The following is an 18,946-nucleotide window of genomic DNA, read 5'->3' as shown; positions in this document are numbered from 1 at the left end:
TTGGCGCGGTTCGTTGCGACGACTTTAGCTGAGTCCCATATTCACGAATGACCGCCTCCCGCATCCATCGCCTGTCGCTCACCAATTTCCGCAGCTATCGCGCGGCGTCGCTGGAGACGTCGGCGGATATGGTCGCCCTCGTCGGTCCGAACGGCGCCGGCAAGACCAATTGCATCGAAGCGATCTCGTTTCTGTCGCCAGGCCGCGGCCTGCGCCGCGCGACACTCGAAGACGTTGCGAATAACGAAGGCGACGGTTCCTGGGCCGTGTCGGCGACAGTCGAGGGTGAGGTTGGTCTCGCCACACTCGGCACCGGCATCGATGCCCCCGCGGCAGAAGGTGCGTCCACCAGTCGACGCTGTCGTATCGACCGTGAGCCGGTAGGCTCTGCCGCAGCGTTTGGCGATCACCTGCGCATGGTGTGGCTGACACCCGCGATGGATCAGTTGTTCATGGGCGCCGCCTCCGAGCGCCGGCGCTTCTTTGACCGCCTCGTGCTGGCCATCGACAAGGATCATTCCGGTCGCGTCTCGGCACTCGAGCGTAGCCTGCGTTCACGTAACCGCTTGCTCGAAGACCGGAACAGCGACGCCCACTGGCTCGATGCCATCGAGCGCGAGACCGCCGAACTCGCGGTCGCCGTTGCCGCGACACGCGGCCAGACTGCAACGCGGCTCGCAGAGATGCTGCGCGTGCGCGGCGAAGCTTCAGCCTTTCCATCCGCACTCATCATGCTCGACGGCTGGATGGAGAATGCGATGGTCAATGAACCGGCCACAGCGGTCGAAGATCGCTATCGCCAGATCTTGCGCGATGGTCGCCCTCGTGATGCCGCCGCCGGCCGCACGCTCGACGGCCCGCATCTCACCGATCTGCAGGTGATCTATGCGCCGAAAAACATGCCGGCGCGCGATGCCTCCACCGGCGAACAGAAGGCCCTGTTGATCGGGCTCATCCTCGCCCACGCTACGCTGGTCGCCGAGATGACCGGCATCACGCCGCTCTTGTTACTTGACGAGGTCGTCGCCCATCTCGACCCTGATCGGCGCAAGTCGCTGTTCGGCGAACTCTCGAAATTGGGCGCCCAGGTTTGGATGACCGGCGCCGATCCTGTTGCTTTCGCAGATATCGGCCCATCCGGCGAGATTTTCGACGTCGCCAATGGGCATATCGCGCGGTGCCAGCCGGCCGGTTGAACCAAAGCAACACCTCCTACAACTCACTCTAAGTGCCCCGCGCAAATAATGTCGCTGCCCTTGTGGGCAGCGCTTTTGCATGCACGCAAGCAAACGCCGGAGGCTTTCAGTGATGTTTTCAAGCAAGCGCGGGATACAGCTCCCGGCCAGATACTGCCTGTTGGCCCTGCTCGTCAGCACCGCCATCGCCGGCGGCTCGCTGGCCTGCCGTGCCGAAGACGGCCTGGTGGATGTGAGAACGCTGCCGCATATCGAAGGCGCGATGGCCCGGCCTGAAGCCACCAAATACCCCAATCTCAGCGCCAGCTATTTCGGCGCAGGCAACGTCGCGGACACCATTGCCAACACCGGAAAATTACTCGCAGCCGATGGCTGGATCGCCTACACGCCGCCACTCGAGGGATCAGATCGCAGTCGCTGGTACAAGAAGGGTGCGCAGGGTGTGTCGGCCTCTTTTATGAGCGACGGCAGTAGAACCGATCGGTCGGGCGTCAGCTACAGCTCGCAGCGCCTGGAAGTGAACCTGCCTTTCCCCGATCGCGCGACCGATATCGTCTATGACGAACGGCGGCCGTATCTTGGATGCACAACGGCTGAAACCGTTGATGCGACGCTCGCCTTCTTTCAGAAAGAACTCGCTACATTGGGTTGGTCGCCGCTGTCCGCGGGCGCAGCCGAGGCGCGTTGGCCGGATGCGAAGATCGACGAGACGATCGCGAATGGCGTGCGCGTCTATTTTTCTCGTGACGGCAACACGCGGCAATTGCCGGTGATGCTGACCTTGCAGCGGAGCGCCGATAACAAGACCAGCGTCGAAATTCGCGTCGCGCCCTTCGCGCTTCCGCAAGATCTCGCTGCGGGCCCTGAATCCGCAGGCCTGCCGCGACCGGAACGCATTAAATCCGCAGGAACCACGGGCAGCGCGGATTCTATCAGGCGTGAAGCGCATGCGCTGATCCCGGCTGAACTTGGCCCGGTGCTGGCCTTCTATCGCCGCGAACTCGGCAAGAAGGGCTGGGTCGAACAGGGCAAGGACACCGTCGTCACCGCCGATCGCGCCTCGCTCGCATTCACATCGCCGGAAGAGACGGCAACGATGCAGATCGGTCGCAAATACGATCTGACCACCGTGCAGATCGACGTACAGGTTCTGCCATCGGTGATCACTGCGCGCGCCAAGGCCAAGAAGGAAGCAGACGACCGCTTTATCAAGGATGCACTCGCGTTCGGGCAAGCGGCTATTGCCGAAGCGGATGCGAAGCGCGCAGCGGCACAAGCCGCGCGTGGGCCGGAAACTGCGTTGCGCGCGATGGACGGTTCGAGCACACCGATTCCCGTCCCCGACACCGCCAGCGAGATCGACTTCGACGGCGCCGATGGCAGGCTCGCATTCACCAGCTCATCAAGCGTCAGCGCGCTGGCGGATTTTTACCGCAGCGGAATGAAGGCGCTCGGCTGGAAGAGCACGCCGTCAGTCATCAACAATCCCAATATGGTGGTGTTGAATTTCAGCAAGACCAAGCAGAGCATCTCAATGACGGCGATGCAGATGGGCCCGAAGGTCAATGTCACGGCGACAGGCTCGGGCCTGAAGGGCGTGCCAGTCGCGGCCGTTGCCACCACCACCACCACCACGGGCAACGCCGAGAGCGCCGAACAGGTTCTCGAGTCCGATGGCGACACCGATTATCCCACGCCGAAGCAGCGGACGTTGCGATCGCTGGGTACTTCAGGGCTGCCAAGCGGCGCGCCGTTCAGACATGAGTTGAGTGCATCTGTGCCTGCGGGACTGGACTCGGTTCTGGCGTTCTACCGACGCGAACTCACGCAGCGACAGTGGCAGGAAGACACGAAGAGCGCTGTCATCAAGCCGGACAGCGCCACGCTCGCCTTCAAGGCCCCCGATGGGCCGGCCATGCTGAAGCTGGAACGCCGCAACGACGAGACCACGGTCAGTCTGGTGGTGCGCCATCCCGCAGAAGCGACGAAGGCGGGCATCCTGCCTGCACTGGGCAAGGTTCGGCTGCTGTTCGGCAATATGGGTGACGCGGAAGTGTCAGTCAGCGTCAATAACAAGACGATCAAGGTCGCGCCCGGCGTGGGCGGACCGCAAAATCCGAACGGTCCGACGATGGAACTGCCGCCCGGCGCCTACAAGGTCACGATCAAGGCCGCGGGCAAGCCCGCGCATGACAGCACGATCAAGGTCGCAGCCAACGACAGCTGGGGCCTGATGGTTGGCCCTGACGGTCGGGATATCCTCCCGCTGCAGCTCTACTGAGGACAAAGCGCGCAAGCGCGCCAGCGCGCGCGTCCGCCACTGCATTGGGCCATGAGAAATCGTCTGTTGTAGACCACGTTCGACAGCATAAATATCTGGCCATGCTGGTATTTTTGGCCATTCATCTGTCGCGGATCGCACGCGCGTTCGGAACCGAAATGCGTTCGCTGCCGATCCCCGGGCCGCGCATGATCGATGAGGCCGAATGCATCTGTTCGGTGCTGCTGGCAATCGTCTTGTCGCACGCCATCGGCGCGGAGAATGTCGGCTGGGCCGCGTTCTCCGGCTACATGGTAATGCGCTCGCATGTCGCCGAAAGTTTTACGCGCGGCATCCTCCGCGTGATTGGGACGCTTGCTGGCGCAGGACTCGCGCTTGCCGCTGCGCCTTTGCTGCTGCGCCAGCCGGTGCTGCTGAGTCTCGGTCTTCTGATCGGTGGCAGCATCACCCTTTATTTCGCCATCGTCGGCCGCCGCGCCTATGCTTGGCTATTCACCGGCCTCACCTTCCTGATGGTGCTGATCGAAGGCATGGAGCATGCGCGCGAGCCGATCCTGCGCTTTGCCTCGACGCGCGTGCTCGAAGTGCTGGCCGGTACCACCGCCTGCGTCATCGTCAGTGCGATCTCGACCTGGACAGTGCGGCGCGCGCTACCGAATCCGGACAACAATCTGCGCGCCAAGCCGGTCGACCAGCCGACGCGGCAATGGCACGCCACGGTAGCGCGTCACGCTCTGGTCGGCGGCATTGCATTGGCGCTGATCCCCTGGGCCTGGCAGTGGCTCGGCATCCCGTCGCTCAGCCAATCCAGCATCACGATCTTCGCAGTCATGCTGGTGCCCGCCGCCTCGCTGGCGGAGGGCATGCTCAGCCCGGTTTCCTCGCGCATGATGAACCGGCTGGTTGGCTGTCTCGCGGGCGGCCTGCTCGCCAGCGCGATCCTGCTGGTCAGCCGCCATTCGCCCGTCGTGATGACCATCGGACTCGCGCTCGGCGTCATGATCGGCCGTCACATCGAAAATGGCCCGCCCTCCATGAGTTATGCGGGCCTGCAATTCACTTTGGCCTTCCTCGTGGTGCTGGTGCCTGACAACTACGCCAATGCCGCCCTGGAGCCCGGCTATGACCGCCTGTTTGGCATTCTGTTCGGAATGGTGCTGCTGGAGCCGGTCGTGCTGGCCGCGCATTTGATCGCCCGGCGCGGCCTCAAGGCAAACGCCGCCAAACCAGCTACGGGACTGGCCGACAAATAGCCTCTCGGATGCATGCAAGCGGGGCATTTCGATGCCCGGAACAGGCGCGAAATCAGGCTACGAAAACGGCCTCAAATCGGCTTGAAACGGCGCCAAAAAAACCTATTTATTCAATAGCTTGCTGCGCGTTACTTTGCGCTAGGCGCAATGCGCCTTTCGTGGCACAAATAGAGCGATTCAGACGCCGTTTTCCGCGCTGATTCGGCACACCTTCGAAGGCCCCTACATGACTGAACCAGCCCGGCAACCCATCGCCGACACTGAGCATGCCATTCCCATCGAATACGGTGCGGAATCGATCCGGGTCCTGAAGGGACTCGACGCCGTCCGCAAGCGCCCGGGCATGTATATCGGCGACACGGACGACGGTTCCGGCCTGCATCACATGGTCTACGAAGTCGTCGATAACGCGATCGACGAAGCGTTGGCCGGTCATGCCAGCGCCGTCGAAGTCATTCTGAATGCCGATGGTTCGGTGACGGTGCGTGACGATGGTCGCGGCATTCCCGTCGACATCCACAAGGGCGAAGGCATCTCGGCAGCCGAGGTCATCATGACCCAGCTCCACGCCGGCGGAAAATTCGACCAGAACTCCTACAAGGTGTCCGGCGGTCTGCATGGCGTCGGCGTGTCCGTCGTCAACGCGCTGTCGAGCAAGCTGATCCTTCGCGTCTGGCGCAACGACAAAGAGCACCGCATCGAATTCGCCCATGGCGACGCGGTGGCGCCGCTCTCGGTGGTCGGCGACGCCAATGGCAGGCGCGGCACCGAAGTGACATTCTATGCCTCGGCGGAAACATTCACGACACTCGAATATGATTTCGCGACACTCGAACATCGTCTGCGCGAGCTCGCCTTCCTGAATTCCGGCGTCAACATCAGATTGTCGGATCTGCGTCATCCGGTCGAGAAGACCGAGAACATGATGTATGAGGGCGGCGTCGAGGAATTCGTCAAATATCTCGACCGCAACAAGAAGGCGATGGTGCCGACGCCGATCGTAATGCGCGCCGAACAGAGCGGCATCAGTGTCGAAGTCGCGATGTGGTGGAACGACAGCTACCACGAGAACGTGCTGTGTTTTACCAATAACATCCCGCAGCGCGACGGTGGTACCCATCTGGCCGGTTTCCGTGGCGCGCTGACGCGTCAGGTCAACGGCTATGCCGAAGTTGTCGCCAAGAAGGAAAAGATCGCCCTGACCGGCGACGATTGCCGCGAAGGTCTCACTGCCGTGCTGTCGGTGAAAGTGCCCGATCCGAAATTTTCATCGCAGACCAAGGACAAGCTGGTGTCCTCGGAAGTGCGTCCAGTGGTCGAGAACGTTCTCAACGAAGCTCTCGCCTCGTGGTTCGAGGAACATCCGACCGAAGCCAAGATCATCGTCAGCAAGGTGATCGAGGCCGGCGCTGCCCGCGAAGCCGCCCGCAAGGCCCGCGAACTGACCCGGCGCAAGGGCGCGCTGGATATCGCCTCCCTGCCCGGCAAGCTGGCCGACTGCCAGGAGCGCGATCCCGCCAAGTCCGAACTGTTCATCGTCGAGGGTGACTCGGCAGGCGGCTCCGCGAAACAGGGCCGCAACCGCGAATTCCAGGCCGTGCTGCCGCTGCGCGGCAAGATCCTCAATGTCGAGCGCGCGCGCTTCGACAAGATGCTCGGCTCCGAACAGATCGGTACGCTGATCACGGCGCTCGGCACCGGCATCGGCCGCGACGACTTCGACCTGTCGAAACTGCGTTATCACAAGATCATCCTGATGACGGACGCCGACGTCGATGGCGCGCATATCCGCACGCTGCTGCTGACGTTCTTCTTCCGCCAGATGCCGACACTGATCGAAGGCGGCTATCTCTACATCGCGCAGCCGCCGCTCTACAAAGTGACGCGCGGCAAGTCCGAGCAGTACCTCAAGGACGAACGGGCGCTAGAAGACTACCTGATCGAGACTGGTCTCGACGATTGCATCTTCAAGCTCGCTTCGGGCGAGGATCGCACGGGCCGAGATCTGCTGGCGCTGGTGGAAGACGCCCGCGTCATCCGCTCGACGCTGAACAACCTGCACTCGCGCTATAATCGCAAGGTCGTCGAGCAAGCTGCAATCGCTGGCGTGCTCAATCCGAGGGTCACCGCTGATCTCGCCACCGCCAATGCCGCCGCCGACTACATCGCCAAGCGGCTGGATGCGCTGGCCGACGAAGTCGAGCGCGGCTGGATCGGTGAATTCCGCGAAGGCCAGGGCTTCTTTTTTGAACGCACGATTCGCGGTGTGAAGGACGTCTCCTTCATCGATGACGCCCTGCTCGGCTCCGCCGATGCGCGCAAGCTCGACGAATATGCCGGCAGCCTGCAGGAGGCCTATCCGAAATCCGGTGTCCTGCGCCGCAAGGACATCGAATTCCCGATTCACGGCCCCGTCTCGCTGTTCGAGGCCGTCACCGACGCCGGCCGCAAGGGCGTGGCCCTGCAGCGCTACAAAGGTCTGGGCGAGATGAACCCCGGCCAGCTCTGGGAAACCACGCTCGACACCAATGAGCGTTCGCTGCTGCAAGTCCGGGTCAAGGAAGTCGATGAGGCCGACGACATCTTCACCAAACTGATGGGCGATGTGGTCGAACCGCGCCGCGAATTCATCCAGGACAATTCGCTCAGCGCGAATGTGGACGTGTAAGCGTATCGCACCCTGGAGATAAAACTGAAAAGGCCCGCCATTCTGGCGGGCCTTTTTGCGTTTATCCTACTTCTTCACCAGCGGGCAGCGCGACTGCGCCAACGGCTGAAACGCCTGATCGGCGGGTACCGTGGCGAGCAGTTTGTAATAGTCCCATGGTGCCTTGGACTCATTCGGCTTCTTCACCTCGAACAGATACATGTCGTGGACCATGCGACCATCTTCGCGGATCTTGCCGTTCTTGTAGAACACGTCATCGACGGGCAGTTCACGCATCCTCTTCATCACCTCTTCGGTGCTGTCGGTGCCGGCGGCCTGCACGGCTTTCAGATAATGCAGTACCGATGAATATGTGCCGGTCTGAAGCATGTTCGGCATGGCGTTCACCTTCCCGTAGAAGCGCTTCGACCACTTCCGCGTCTCGTCGTTCATGTCCCAATACGACGCCTCGGTGATCGTCAGCCCCTGGGCCTCCTTCAGCCCGAGACCGTGAACGTCGTTGATAAATCCGGCCAGTGCCGAGAGCTTCTGGCCGCCTGCTGTCAAGCCGAACTCTGCCGCCTGCTTGATCGAATTAATGGTGTCGCCACCGGCATTGGCGAGAGCCACCACCTTGGCCTTGGACGACTGCGCCTGCAGTAGGACGGAGGCGAAGTCCGCGGCCCCGACCGGGTGTTTCGTCGCACCGGCGACCTTGCCGCCCGATGCCTTGACGACATCGCCAGTGTCCTTCTCGAGGCCTTGACCGAACGCATAGTCCGCCGTCACGAAATACCAGGTATCGAAACCCTGGCTGACTAGCGCCTTACCTGTGCTGTTCGCGATCGCGAATGTGTCATAGGCCCAATGAACCACATAGGGTCCACACACCTCGTTCGTGATCCGGGTCGATCCCGGCGAGCTCAGCGTGATGATCTTCTTCTTCTCCTTGGCGATTTCAAGGACGGCCAAAGCAGGCGACGACGACGCAACGTCGAGAATGGCATCGACCTTGTCGGTATCGAACCATTTGCGTGCAGCGTTGGCGGCAATATCGGGCTTGTTCTGGTGATCTGCGAATACGACTTCGATCGGCATACCGAGGACCTTGCCGCCGAAATCCTCCACCGCCATCTGCGCCGCAGTCACGGCACCCTTGCCGGTAATGTCGGCATAGACGCCCGACATATCCTCGATGACGCCGACACGGACGACGCCATCCGAGACCTGTGCGTTCTGCGCCGAAGCAGAAGCGGTGCAAAGAAAAACGCTGGCAATCGCCGTCGTAAAGCACGCAACCAGTTCAGATCGTCTCATATCCTCCACCCCTTTTACGTTTTTGATTTTTCAATACGCCTGCGACGCGCGATCTCTCCAGGGACCTATCGCATCGTCACTTCTCATTTCCTCTGTTCGCAAACGCAACCAGGCCATGCTTGGCATCCGCACTCGTGAAGGTGCGCTGACCGAGCGCGGCCTCCACGCGAAATGCTTCTGCGAGCGGCAGATCCTGAAGCGTCAGCGCCGCTTCCTTGATGGTCTGGATGGCGATCGGACTCAGTGCCGCGATCTTGGCTGCCATCTCATAGGCCAGCGGTTCGACTTGATCGGAATCGACAACCCGATTGACGATGCCTTTGGCAAGCATGTCATCCGCGGAAAAGCGCTCCGCCGTCAGCATGATCTCCATGGCATGCGCGTAGCCGATCTGCCGGACCAGGCGCACGAGCGTGCCTCCCGCCGGCACGAAACCGTGCTTCGGTTCGGGCAGTTGAAAGACAGCGTCGCGCGCCGCGATCCGGATGTCCGTCGCCAGCATGATCTCGAACCCGCCGCCCATGCACATGCCGCGAATGGCGCTGATGACCGGCTTATAGAATCCGGGAAACTTGATGTGGGCCGGATCCCAGGCAGAGATGTCGATCGTGTCCGCCGCAAGTGCGGGAATAGACTCCCGGAGGTCAGCACCGACGCAGAAGGCGCGATCGCCTGCACCGGTCAGCACCACGGCCCGGATCTCATCGTCATCCTTGATGGCGTGGAATGCGCGGCCGAGGTCGTCATACATGGCGAGCGTCAGCGCATTCATTTTGTCCGGCCGGTTGATCCGGACCGTTGCGACGTGACTGTCCTTGGTGAAATCAATCGCCATCAGATCGCTCCCGACGCCTTGAGACGCACCAGTTCGGCCGCCGTGACATCCGCCAACCGGGAGAGAACCTCTGCATTGTCCTCGCCAGGTAGCGGCGCTTTTTCGAACGACACCTGTCCCGCACCGGATAGCTTGATCGGCAGGCCGAACATGCCGATCAGCTTTCCGGCGATCGGAACGTCGACGATCATGTTGCGTGCGGCGATATGCGGATCTTCGACCACTTCGGCGATGGTCTTGATGGCGCTGAGCGGGATCTTGTCGCCGGCCATCTCCTCGAGTTCGGCCTTGGTGTAGTTCGCGAACCAGCGTTCCAGCAGCGGCTTGACCTTGGTCTCTGCCACCGCATGATCGAACCGCTTCTCCATCGTATCGATGGCAGGATCTTTGGCCTGTTCCGGCTCGCCGAACAGCGTGCAGGTAATCGCCCAGAACTTGTCGGTGTAGCCGCCGAAGAAAACGTAACCGTCCTTGCAGGGAAACTGGCCATAGGGCCGAACGAACGGATGATCGTTGCCCAGTGGCGAGGCGACCTCTTTCTGCGCGGTGTAACGGACCACGGCGTTCTCGGTCAGTGTCAGCACGGAGTCTTGCTGAGATACATCGACCACCTGACCGACGCCGGTCTTCTCCGCCTCTCGCAATGCTGCGAGCGTTCCGATAGCCGCATAGAGGGAAGCGGCGAGGTCGCCGATGATCGTCCCAACGCGAACGGGCGGCATATCGGCATAGCCATTCATCGACCACAGCCCGCCGGCCGCCTGCCCCGTATTGTCATAGGCCGGCTTGGATGAATTGGGTCCGGTGCGGCCGAAGCCGCTAATCGCGGTGTAGACGAGCCTGGGATTGATCTCGCGCAGCACCTCGTAGCTGAGGCCAAGCTTGTCCATCGTGCCGGGGCGGAAGTTCTCGACGAGAATGTCGGCCTTCTGCACCAGCTTCTTCAGCAGGGCTTTGCCATCATCGGATTTGAGATTGAGCGTGATACCCCTCTTGTTGCGGTTGAACTGTGTGAAGAACGCGCTGAGTTGCTCATCGTCGTTGCCGACGAAGGGTGGAAAGGTCCGCGCATAATCCGGCTCTCCGGGATGCTCCACCTTGATCACGGTGGCACCCAGGTCTGCGAACAACATCGAGCAGAATGGACCTGCGACAACACGCGTGATGTCAAGCACCGTCACGCCCTTGAGAGGACCGTTGCGCTCCTTGAGCCCACCTATCTTTTCTGCTGTGTTCACATCATCCTCCCAGTCCATACGAATGTCCGCCGACAACATCGGCACGCATGGTTTTCGTACAAGAGCATGAGTATCGAAGATACATTTTCATACCCGCCGGCCGTGCAGGCGTGACGCCTGCACGAAGTTGCGTTGCACAAAGTGGCATTAGAACGCCTCCACTTTTTACGAACGCAGCTTCTCTAGAACTTCCTTGGCGCGATCAACACGCACGTCGTGATTGGCGGCAAGCGCGACCGCGACCTTCTCGATCTCGTCACCGGTGGCGCCGGCGACGATGGCGATGTTGCGCGCATGCAGTGCCATGTGCCCCTTCTGGATGCCTTCGGTGGCCAGCGCACGAAGCGCGCCCATGTTCTGCGCCAGACCGACGGCAACGGCGACTTCCGCCAGTTCCTGCGCACTCTGCACGCCAAGTATCTTCAGGGCCGCTCGCGCGGCGGGATGGGTCTTGGTGGCACCGCCGACGAGGCCGAGCGCCATCGGCATCTCAATGGTGCCGACGAGATTGCCCTTGCCATCGATTTCCCAATTGGTGAGCGAGGTGTAGCGGCCGGAGCGCGAGGCCCAGACATGGGCGCCGGCCTCGATGGCGCGCCAGTCATTGCCGGTGGCGACCACGATGGGATCGATACCATTCATGATGCCCTTGTTGTGGGTCGCGGCGCGGTAGGGATCGACGATCGCAAACGCACAGGCCTCGACGATGCCGCGGGCGATACGCTCGCCATCATATTCCTCGGTCTTCAACGCCTCCGGCGTCACTGACACCATTGCGCGAGCGATACGCAGATCGGCATAGTTCGACAGGATGCGCAGACGCACGGTTCCTTCGGTGATCTTCTCGATCAACGGCGCGACCGTCTCCGCCATCGTGTTGACGGTGTTCGCGCCCATGGCATCGCGCACGTCGACGATGAGATGCACGGCCATCATCGGCCCTACCGACGTGTTTTCGAACACATGCACCTCGACGTCGCGGCAGCCGCCGCCGAGCGAGATCAGCACCTTGTCTTTGGTGTTGGCCGCCTCAAGGATGGCATCGCGCTCGCGTAGCACGCGCGCACGGGCGCCGTGCACGTCGGTCACGCCTAGCACCTGCACCTGCGCACGCATGATCGGCGCGGAGCTTGAGGTCTGGAAACCGCCGCATTTGCGAACGATGCGCGCCATATAGGACGCCGCGGCCACCACCGACGGCTCCTCGACCGCCATCGGAATCAGGTAGTCACGGCCGTTCACGGTGAAATTGGTGGCGATACCGACCGGCAGTTCAAACGTGCCGATAACATTCTCGATCATGCCATTGGCGAGTTCGAGCGGCAGCGCACCGGGGCCGAAGGCCGCGCGCTCGGTATCACCGAGCGAGGTCGCGTCGATCACACGGTCCAGCCTTTCGGCAGGCGCGAGATTGCGCAGATTTTCCAAACGCGAATTGATCTTTCCGGGCTGTTCACCCGACTTCGAACCGGCCATTGCGGCGCCTCCCACACACAGGGTCTTCTGTTGGCGGCACGTTAGGCATCCGCGGATGACGTCCGAAAGAGACAGTTCTGAAATATTGTCCTAGACTGTACCCATGGCGATATGACCTCTCTATTCGCGGATGCAGCATTCTTCCGTGCAAATGGAACGCAGACCAGGTCCATCTGCGCGAAGACATGAGACTGGACGATTGAATTCAATCTTGTCGCTCTTGGAGAAAGGTACGGTTCTGATGGACCGTCCAGCACTGCACCTGGAGGCATTGCTTGACCGCTTCTCGTGATCCGTCCGACCGCGGCACAACGCTGGCCGAGACTTTGGCCGGCCGGTTGCGTGTGCAAATCCTCTCCGGCGCATTGCCGGAAGGCAACCGCCTGCCCTCGATCAGAAAGGCCGCCGGGGAATTTGGCGTGTCGAAGAACACCGTGGTCGAAGCCTATGACCGGCTGGTGCTTGGCAATCTCGTCGCAGCAAAGGCCGGCTCCGGTTTCGTGGTCATCTATCGCGGCGATGATGGGGGGCGACCGAAACACGTGAGCGAAGCCGTCGACATCGCATCGCTGCTAAGTGCCCAGCTCTCGCAGAATTTCGAGATCCGCGTCGGCGACGGACGGCCGCCGGCGTCGTGGACGGAGCAATCGGAGATCAAGCGCCATCTGAGCGGGACCGGACGGATCCTGCCGGCCGCCGCTGATGCCTATGGCTCCGCGCTCGGCTTCCTGCCGCTCCGACAACAGATCGCATTGCGGCTGCAAGCCCGGCAAATCGCGGTGAAGGAAGACGGGCTTCTGCTCACATTCGGAGCCAATCACGCGCTCGACCTGATCATCCGCGCGATGCTGTCGCCTGGCGATACAGTGCTGGTGGACGAGCCCGGCTATTATCCTCTGTTCGCAAAGCTCACGCTGGCGCAGGTTCGCATCGTCGGCGTTCGCCGCCTGGCGAATGGGCCGGATGTCGACGACCTCGCCGCAAAGATCCAGTCGGAGCGGCCGAAGCTGTTTTTCACGCAGTCGCTTGGCCACAATCCGACCGGAGGATCGATCACGCTGCCCGTGGCGCATGCGGTGCTTCAGACGGCGATGCGATCGAACCTCGTGATCGTCGAGGATGACCCGTTTGCCGATCTGCCGATGGCGGTGAACAGCCGGCTGGCGACGCTCGATCAGTTGAACAATGTGATCTCGATCGGGACCTTTTCGAAGACGCTGTCGGCAAGCCTGCGATCGGGCTTCATCGCGGCCCGCAGCGACCGCATCGCGACGCTGGCCGAATTGAAGATGCTTACCACTGTCAACAGTTCCGGCCATGTGGAGCGGCTGCTGCACCGGCTGCTCGCGGACGGCCACTATGAACGGCACCTGAAGCGGCTGGGACAGCGGAGTGAAGCCGCCATGGGCCAGGTGCGCGCCAATCTCGTGCGCGGCGGACATCAGCTCTATGCCGACGCACGCACGGGCTATTACCTGTATCTGCTGCTGCCCGACGGAATCGACGACATGGCGCTGGCGCGCGAAGGCGCGAAGGACAGCATCTTCATCGCGCCGGGAAGCCTGTTCTGCCTCGACAAGAACAGTCCGCTGGCGCGAGCGATCAGGATCAATGTGTCGCGGGCGGACAATCCAAAATTCTACGAATTTCTGCTGCGCCGGCTGCAATAGACGCCACGACGCCTTCAGGTCGCTTCCTCGGTATAGGGAGCCAGCACATCCAGCAGATCCCGGCCCCGCGCCGGGGTCGGCTCCACCAGCGCGCGGTTGGCGACCGAGTCCAGATGCGAATGCATCAGCGACATCGCCTTGTTGGCGTCGCCCTCCTGCAGCGCTTCGATGATCGCTATGTGCTCGCTGATGCCGCATTCCGACGAATGCGGGCGACTGAACAGCGACAGTGTCAGACAGCAGCGATAGGCGATCTCGCTGACATAGCGGACCAGCACCGGGCTGTTGGTCATCGACGCCAGCATGATGTGAAATTCAGTCGCTAAGCGAATGGACACGGCGTTCGGCCCGTCATGCGCCTCACGCTCCGCTTCGACATGCGCCTTGAGGCGCGCGATCTGGCTGCTGCTGAGCTTGCCGGCGATCTTGCGGACGATCAGCCGTTCGAGATCCATCCGGATGTCGAAGATGTCGCGCGCGTCCTGCCAGCTCGGCGTCACGACCACGGCGATGCGGTTACGTCGCAGCTCCACAAGCCCCTCGGACGCCAGTTGCCCGAGTGCATAGCGCGCAATGGTACGGCTGACGCCGAAGCGCTCACCCAAGGAGTCCTCGGGAAGCTTGGCGCCGGGTTCCAGAGCCTGCTCGATGATCGCCCGCCGCAGCGCGCGGCAGATCACCCCAACCTTGTCTTTTGAATTCGGCACTTCTGGCATTCAGATCGAACCTGTCGCGATTTGACCACTCTGGGCCGTGCCCGAAGTGCATGCAATCGAGGAGAGTGGCTGCCCAATAATTCCTCAGGGAATGGTGAGCGAACGTAAAATGACAACGTTTCGCCTTGGACTCAAGTGGCACCCCAATTGCATGCACTTATCGCCATGACAAGTATGCAAGAAAATGGGCCTACCGAGGGCCAACGAAGACCGACCGCCATTGAACTGTCAGCAACCTCGGTAACGTTCGGCCGCGGCCCGACCGCCACGCCGGCGCTTGCCGAGACCAACCTTAGCATTCGCGACGGCGAATTCCTCGCCCTTGTCGGCCCCTCCGGCTGCGGCAAGTCGACGATCCTCAAGCTCGTCAGCAATCTGCTCCGCCCCACCACCGGCGTCGTCATCGTCGGCGGGCGTGAGGTCGCCGCGAAGGCGTTGCGGATTGGGATGGCGTTCCAGAACCCGACCATGCTGCCCTGGTTGACCATCGAGCAGAACATCATGCTGCCGCTCAAGATCGTCGAGCCGTTCCGGTCGCAATACCGACAGCAACGCAAAGGCGCGTTTCTCGACAAGGCACACGCGCTTCTGACGCAAGTGGGCCTCAAGGATTTCGGCAAGAAGTATCCGTGGCAGCTTTCCGGCGGCATGCTGCAGCGGGCCAATCTGTGCCGCGCGCTGATCCATGAGCCGCGCATGTTGCTGCTCGACGAGCCCTTCGGCGCGCTCGACCAGTTCACCAAGGAAGAACTCTGGTCGATCCTGCAGAGCCTCTGGCTGCAACACAAACCGACGGTGCTGCTGGTCACGCATGACCTCCGCGAAGCCGGCTTCCTGGCCAGCCGCATCTGCGTGATGAGCGCACGACCGGGCCGCATCCTCGACGACAGGCCGGTGGATTTCCCACGGCCGCGCACCATCCCCATGACTTTCGAGCCTGATTTCGTCGCACTCAATCAGCGCCTGCGTGAACTCATCGTCAACGCCCGGAGCAGCGCTCCCGAAGCGCAGGAGGCATAGGTCATGAGTGTAGGCCTGCGTCAAAAACTCTGGTCGTTCGGACTGATCGTCATCTTCTTCGTCGGATGGCAGTTATTTTGCGCCATGTCGGGCGTGTCGGATCTGGTTCTTCCGCGTCCGACGGAAATCATTGCGACGCTGATCACGCGCTTCCCGATCCTGTGGCCGCATATTCTACAGACCCTCGGCACGACCATGGCCGGCTTCGTCCTTGGTGTCGGCCTCGGCGTGGTGCTGGGCGCGGTCATCGGCGTCTCGAAAGTCGCCTATGACACCGCCTATCCGCTGCTGGTCGGCTTCTCGTCGATTCCGAAAGTCGCCGTCGTGCCGATCTTCGTGCTGTGGTTCGGTTCGGGCTCCGTGCCTGCGATCCTGACCGCACTGTCGATCTGCTTCTTCCCCATCGTCGTCAATATCGCGACCGGCCTCGCCACCACCGAACCGGAGCTGGAAGACGTGCTGAAGGCACTCGGCGCCAGCAAGATGGACATTCTCTGGAATGTCGGCCTGCCGCGCACCATGCCGTTCTTCTTTGCCTCGCTGAAAGTCGCGGTCAGCTACGCCTTTGTCGGTGCCGTTCTGGCCGAGACCGTCGCGTCGAATCGCGGCATCGGCAATGTGATGATGAGTGCATCGTCGAACTTCAACGTCCCGCTGGTGTTCGCCTGCCTGTTCATTCTCGCGATCCTTGGCGTGGCGCTCTACGTCATTTTCTCTCTGATCGAGGCGCGTGTGACCGGCTGGGCCACGCGCAAGAACGATCTCGTTGCGACCTAATCCACCCACATCAACCAGGAGAATGTCATGTTGAAGAGATTGACCGCCCTCGCAGTCGGCAGCGTCCTGCTCACAGGGTCCGCCCTCGCTCAGGAGACGACCATCAAGTTCACGCTGGGCTGGAAAACCCAGGGCAGTGACGCGGCGTTCTTCTATGCCAAGGACAAGGGCTACTTCAAGGAAGAGGGCCTGAACGTTGTCATCGATCAGGGCGAAGGCTCGGGCGCGACCGTGACCCGTATCATGTCCGGCGCCTGGGATGCCGGCTTCGGCGACGTCAATGCCATCATCCAGAACTCCTCGACGCGCCCACAGGACGCGCCGGTGATGGTCTATATGATGTGGAACCAGCCTCCCTTCTCGATCGTCACCAAGAACACCAGCGGCATCAAAACGATCAAGGATTTCGAAGGCCACACGCTCGGCGGCGCGCAGGGCACGCCGACGACCCGTCTGCTGCCGGTCTTCATCCAAAAAAACGGTCTGGCCGGCGACAAGATCAAGGTCACCAACATGGCGCCCAATCTGCAGGAGCCGATGCTGATCAAGGGCGACATCGACGCTGCCCTCGTGTTCAACATCACCAGCTACTTCAACCTCGTCCTGAACCGCCAGGATCCCGAAAAGGACTACAGGTGGTTCTCGTTCGGTGAATTCGGCCTCGACCTGTATTCGAACGGCGTGATGGTGTCGCAGAAGCTGTTGGCCTCGAACCCGAAGGCCGTTGCCGGTCTGGTCCGCGCCATCAACAAGGCTAACATCGCCGTCGCCAAGGATCAGAACGCCGGCATGGCGTCGGTCGTCGCCTTCGACAACCTCGTCGATGTCCCCGTCGAGAAGCGCCGCCTGCAATATTCTTTCGATAAGCTGATGGTCTCCCCCGAGATGAAGGAAATCGGCGTCGGCGACATCAAGGATGACCGCATGACCCGTGCCATCGGCATGGTCGTCGAAGGTTACGACTTGAAGCGCACCCCGACCCCGAAGGAAGTATTCTCGCGCGAATTCCTGCCGGCGCGCGGGGATCGCGAACTGGTCTATACGGCGAACTAAGGCTTGCACGCGGATGAACGGGATCCTGTCTGCGACGAATATTTTCACCGGCACAGATCGAGGCCTCGTGCCTCAGGCCAGCATCCACCATGCGGATGGTCTGATCACGAGCGTCTCGGCCGGCGCGCATATTTCGCCGCAGACAAACCACCTGATCATCCCCGCACTGGTCAACGCCCACGACCACGCGCGTCCATCGATGACATCCTTCGGCGCATCCGATATGCCGCTGGAATCATGGATCGCACGGTCAGCCTTCGGCACACCGCCCGATCCCTATCTCGTCGCCGCTGTCTCGCTCGCCCGTTCGGCGCGCGCAGGCTGCGGCGGCGCGATGATTCATTATACCCGGCCGAGCGGCAAGATGCCGATCGTCGATGAGTCGATCGCAATCGCAAAGGCCGCGAGCGATGTCGGCATCCGGCTGGCCTTCGCGCTGGCCGTACGCGACCAGAACCCGATCGTCTATGGCGATAGCGCCGACGTGCTTGCCGCATTGCCCGAGGACGATCGCAGCACGATCCAGGACATGTTCATTCGTCCGAGCCCGACACCATCCGAATATCTCGACCGTGTCGAAGCCATTCATGCAGCCATCGCTGGTCCGATGATCGATGTGCAATACGGTCCGGCCGGCGTCCAGTGGTGCTCGCCTGCGCTGCTCGAAGCCATCGCCGAGCGCTCCGCCGCGACCGGCCGGCGCGTGCACATGCATCTTCTTGAGACCATCTATCAGCGGCAATGGGCCGATCGCGCCTTTCCGGGCCGCGTTGTGCGCTATCTGAAAGATATCGGCCTGCTATCGAACCGGCTGACGCTGGCCCATTGCATCCATGCCCGGCCGGACGAACTCGATATGATCGCCGAGTCTGGCGCGACCATCGTGACGAATTTCAGCTCCAATCTCCATCTGCATTCCGGTCTTGCGCCGATTGCCGATGCGCATCGCCGTGGCTGCCCGATCGCCGTCGGCATCGACGGTGTCGCCCTCGACGAGGACGATGATGCGATCCGCGAAATGCGTCTCGTGCAGATAGCGCATGACGGCCTCGGCTTCGACCGCACATGGAGTCGTGCGGAGTTTCTCACGCTCGCCGTCCGCAACGGCCGGAAGTCGATCGGCGCGCCGGGATCGGGCATGCTCGCCGCCGGAGAAGCCGCTGATTTCGTGACACTCGATATCGGTCAGCTCGACCGCGATGCCATCATGCCGGTCGATCCGATCGACATGCTGTTTGCGCGCGGCAATACGAGCTGCATCCGCGATGTCGTGGTCGACGGGCGCACCATCAGCCGCGATGGCAAGCCGACCGGCGTCGACCTAGAGGCCATGGAGACCGAGTTGCGCGGGCTCTATCGCAAGAGCGTGCCCCAGTTCAAGGCGTTCGAACGCGCCTGGGCACCGTTCGAAAGCGCCGTGTCGCACTGGTTCCGGCAACAGGGGTGTTGCTAGCAGCGGGGGCGCTG

At 61.8% G+C, this 18,946-nt stretch carries 14 protein-coding genes; 9 read left to right on the top strand and 5 right to left on the bottom strand.

All coding sequences use genetic code 11. The annotated features are described in order from the left end of the window. The first annotated feature begins 47 nt into the window (after window positions 1-47). From recF to gyrB, 4 genes are all read left to right on the top strand, one after another. Window positions 48-1,196 (top strand): DNA replication/repair protein RecF, encoded by a 1,149-nt coding sequence (recF, locus tag LPB73_RS26710; protein ID WP_231078745.1) that lies wholly within the window; start codon window positions 48-50, stop codon window positions 1,194-1,196. Window positions 1,197-1,356: 160 nt separating this feature from the next. Beyond that, on the top strand, window positions 1,357-3,477 hold the full coding sequence (locus tag LPB73_RS26705; RefSeq protein WP_231078744.1) for a hypothetical protein: 2,121 nt from the start codon (window positions 1,357-1,359) through the stop codon (window positions 3,475-3,477). A gap of 101 nt (window positions 3,478-3,578) precedes the next feature. After that, window positions 3,579-4,730 carry an FUSC family protein gene (locus tag LPB73_RS26700; protein WP_231078743.1) on the top strand — a complete coding sequence of 384 codons (1,152 nt, stop codon included), beginning with the start codon at window positions 3,579-3,581 and terminating at the stop codon, window positions 4,728-4,730. 226 nt (window positions 4,731-4,956) lie between these two features. Beyond that, entirely contained in the window at window positions 4,957-7,398 is a 2,442-nt protein-coding gene (gyrB, locus tag LPB73_RS26695) for a DNA topoisomerase (ATP-hydrolyzing) subunit B (protein ID WP_231078742.1), read from the top strand. Window positions 7,399-7,464: 66 nt separating this feature from the next. Here gyrB and LPB73_RS26690 read toward each other — a convergent pair whose 3' ends face one another. The 4 genes from LPB73_RS26690 to LPB73_RS26675 all read right to left on the bottom strand — a co-directional run bounded on the left by LPB73_RS26690 (window position 7,465) and on the right by LPB73_RS26675 (window position 12,243). Further along, window positions 7,465-8,694 carry an ABC transporter substrate-binding protein gene (locus tag LPB73_RS26690; protein ID WP_231078741.1) on the bottom strand — a complete coding sequence of 410 codons (1,230 nt, stop codon included), beginning with the start codon at window positions 8,692-8,694 and terminating at the stop codon, window positions 7,465-7,467. 76 nt (window positions 8,695-8,770) lie between these two features. After that, window positions 8,771-9,529, bottom strand: coding sequence for an enoyl-CoA hydratase/isomerase family protein (locus LPB73_RS26685; protein ID WP_231078740.1), 759 nt, complete (start codon window positions 9,527-9,529; stop codon window positions 8,771-8,773). Next, a complete protein-coding gene (locus LPB73_RS26680) occupies window positions 9,529-10,767 on the bottom strand; it encodes a CaiB/BaiF CoA transferase family protein (protein WP_231078739.1) in 1,239 nt (412 codons plus the stop codon). Before LPB73_RS26680 ends, LPB73_RS26685 begins: the two co-directional genes overlap by 1 nt. Before the next feature lie 165 nt (window positions 10,768-10,932). Beyond that, complete coding sequence (locus LPB73_RS26675) at window positions 10,933-12,243, bottom strand: hydroxymethylglutaryl-CoA reductase, degradative (protein WP_231078738.1); 1,311 nt, start codon at window positions 12,241-12,243, stop codon at window positions 10,933-10,935. Between the two features lie 275 nt (window positions 12,244-12,518). Between LPB73_RS26675 and LPB73_RS26670 the strand changes: the two genes are divergently transcribed. After that, entirely contained in the window at window positions 12,519-13,913 is a 1,395-nt protein-coding gene (locus tag LPB73_RS26670; RefSeq protein WP_231078737.1) for a PLP-dependent aminotransferase family protein, read from the top strand. A gap of 14 nt (window positions 13,914-13,927) precedes the next feature. Here LPB73_RS26670 and LPB73_RS26665 read toward each other — a convergent pair whose 3' ends face one another. Next, window positions 13,928-14,629 (bottom strand): GntR family transcriptional regulator, encoded by a 702-nt coding sequence (locus LPB73_RS26665; RefSeq protein ID WP_414716830.1) that lies wholly within the window; start codon window positions 14,627-14,629, stop codon window positions 13,928-13,930. Between the two features lie 165 nt (window positions 14,630-14,794). On the opposite strand from LPB73_RS26665, the gene LPB73_RS26660 reads away from it, so the two are divergent. The 4 genes from LPB73_RS26660 to LPB73_RS26645 all read left to right on the top strand — a co-directional run bounded on the left by LPB73_RS26660 (window position 14,795) and on the right by LPB73_RS26645 (window position 18,932). After that, on the top strand, window positions 14,795-15,649 hold the full coding sequence (locus LPB73_RS26660) for an ABC transporter ATP-binding protein (RefSeq protein WP_231078735.1): 855 nt from the start codon (window positions 14,795-14,797) through the stop codon (window positions 15,647-15,649). A 3-nt stretch (window positions 15,650-15,652) separates the two neighbouring features. Next, the gene (locus LPB73_RS26655) at window positions 15,653-16,426 is read left to right on the top strand and encodes an ABC transporter permease (protein WP_231078734.1); all 774 of its coding nucleotides are present in this window, start codon (window positions 15,653-15,655) and stop codon (window positions 16,424-16,426) included. Window positions 16,427-16,453: 27 nt separating this feature from the next. Then, entirely contained in the window at window positions 16,454-17,479 is a 1,026-nt protein-coding gene (locus LPB73_RS26650) for an ABC transporter substrate-binding protein (protein WP_231078733.1), read from the top strand. 67 nt (window positions 17,480-17,546) lie between these two features. Then, window positions 17,547-18,932, top strand: coding sequence for an amidohydrolase family protein (locus LPB73_RS26645; RefSeq protein WP_231078732.1), 1,386 nt, complete (start codon window positions 17,547-17,549; stop codon window positions 18,930-18,932). Window positions 18,933-18,946: the final 14 nt, after the last annotated feature.

It is taken from the genome of Tardiphaga sp. 37S4 (genome assembly GCF_021044645.1).
Taxonomy (GTDB): domain Bacteria; phylum Pseudomonadota; class Alphaproteobacteria; order Rhizobiales; family Xanthobacteraceae; genus Tardiphaga; species Tardiphaga robiniae.
Note: the sequence above shows the minus strand (reverse complement) of the source record. Positions and strands in the feature narration are given on the sequence as shown.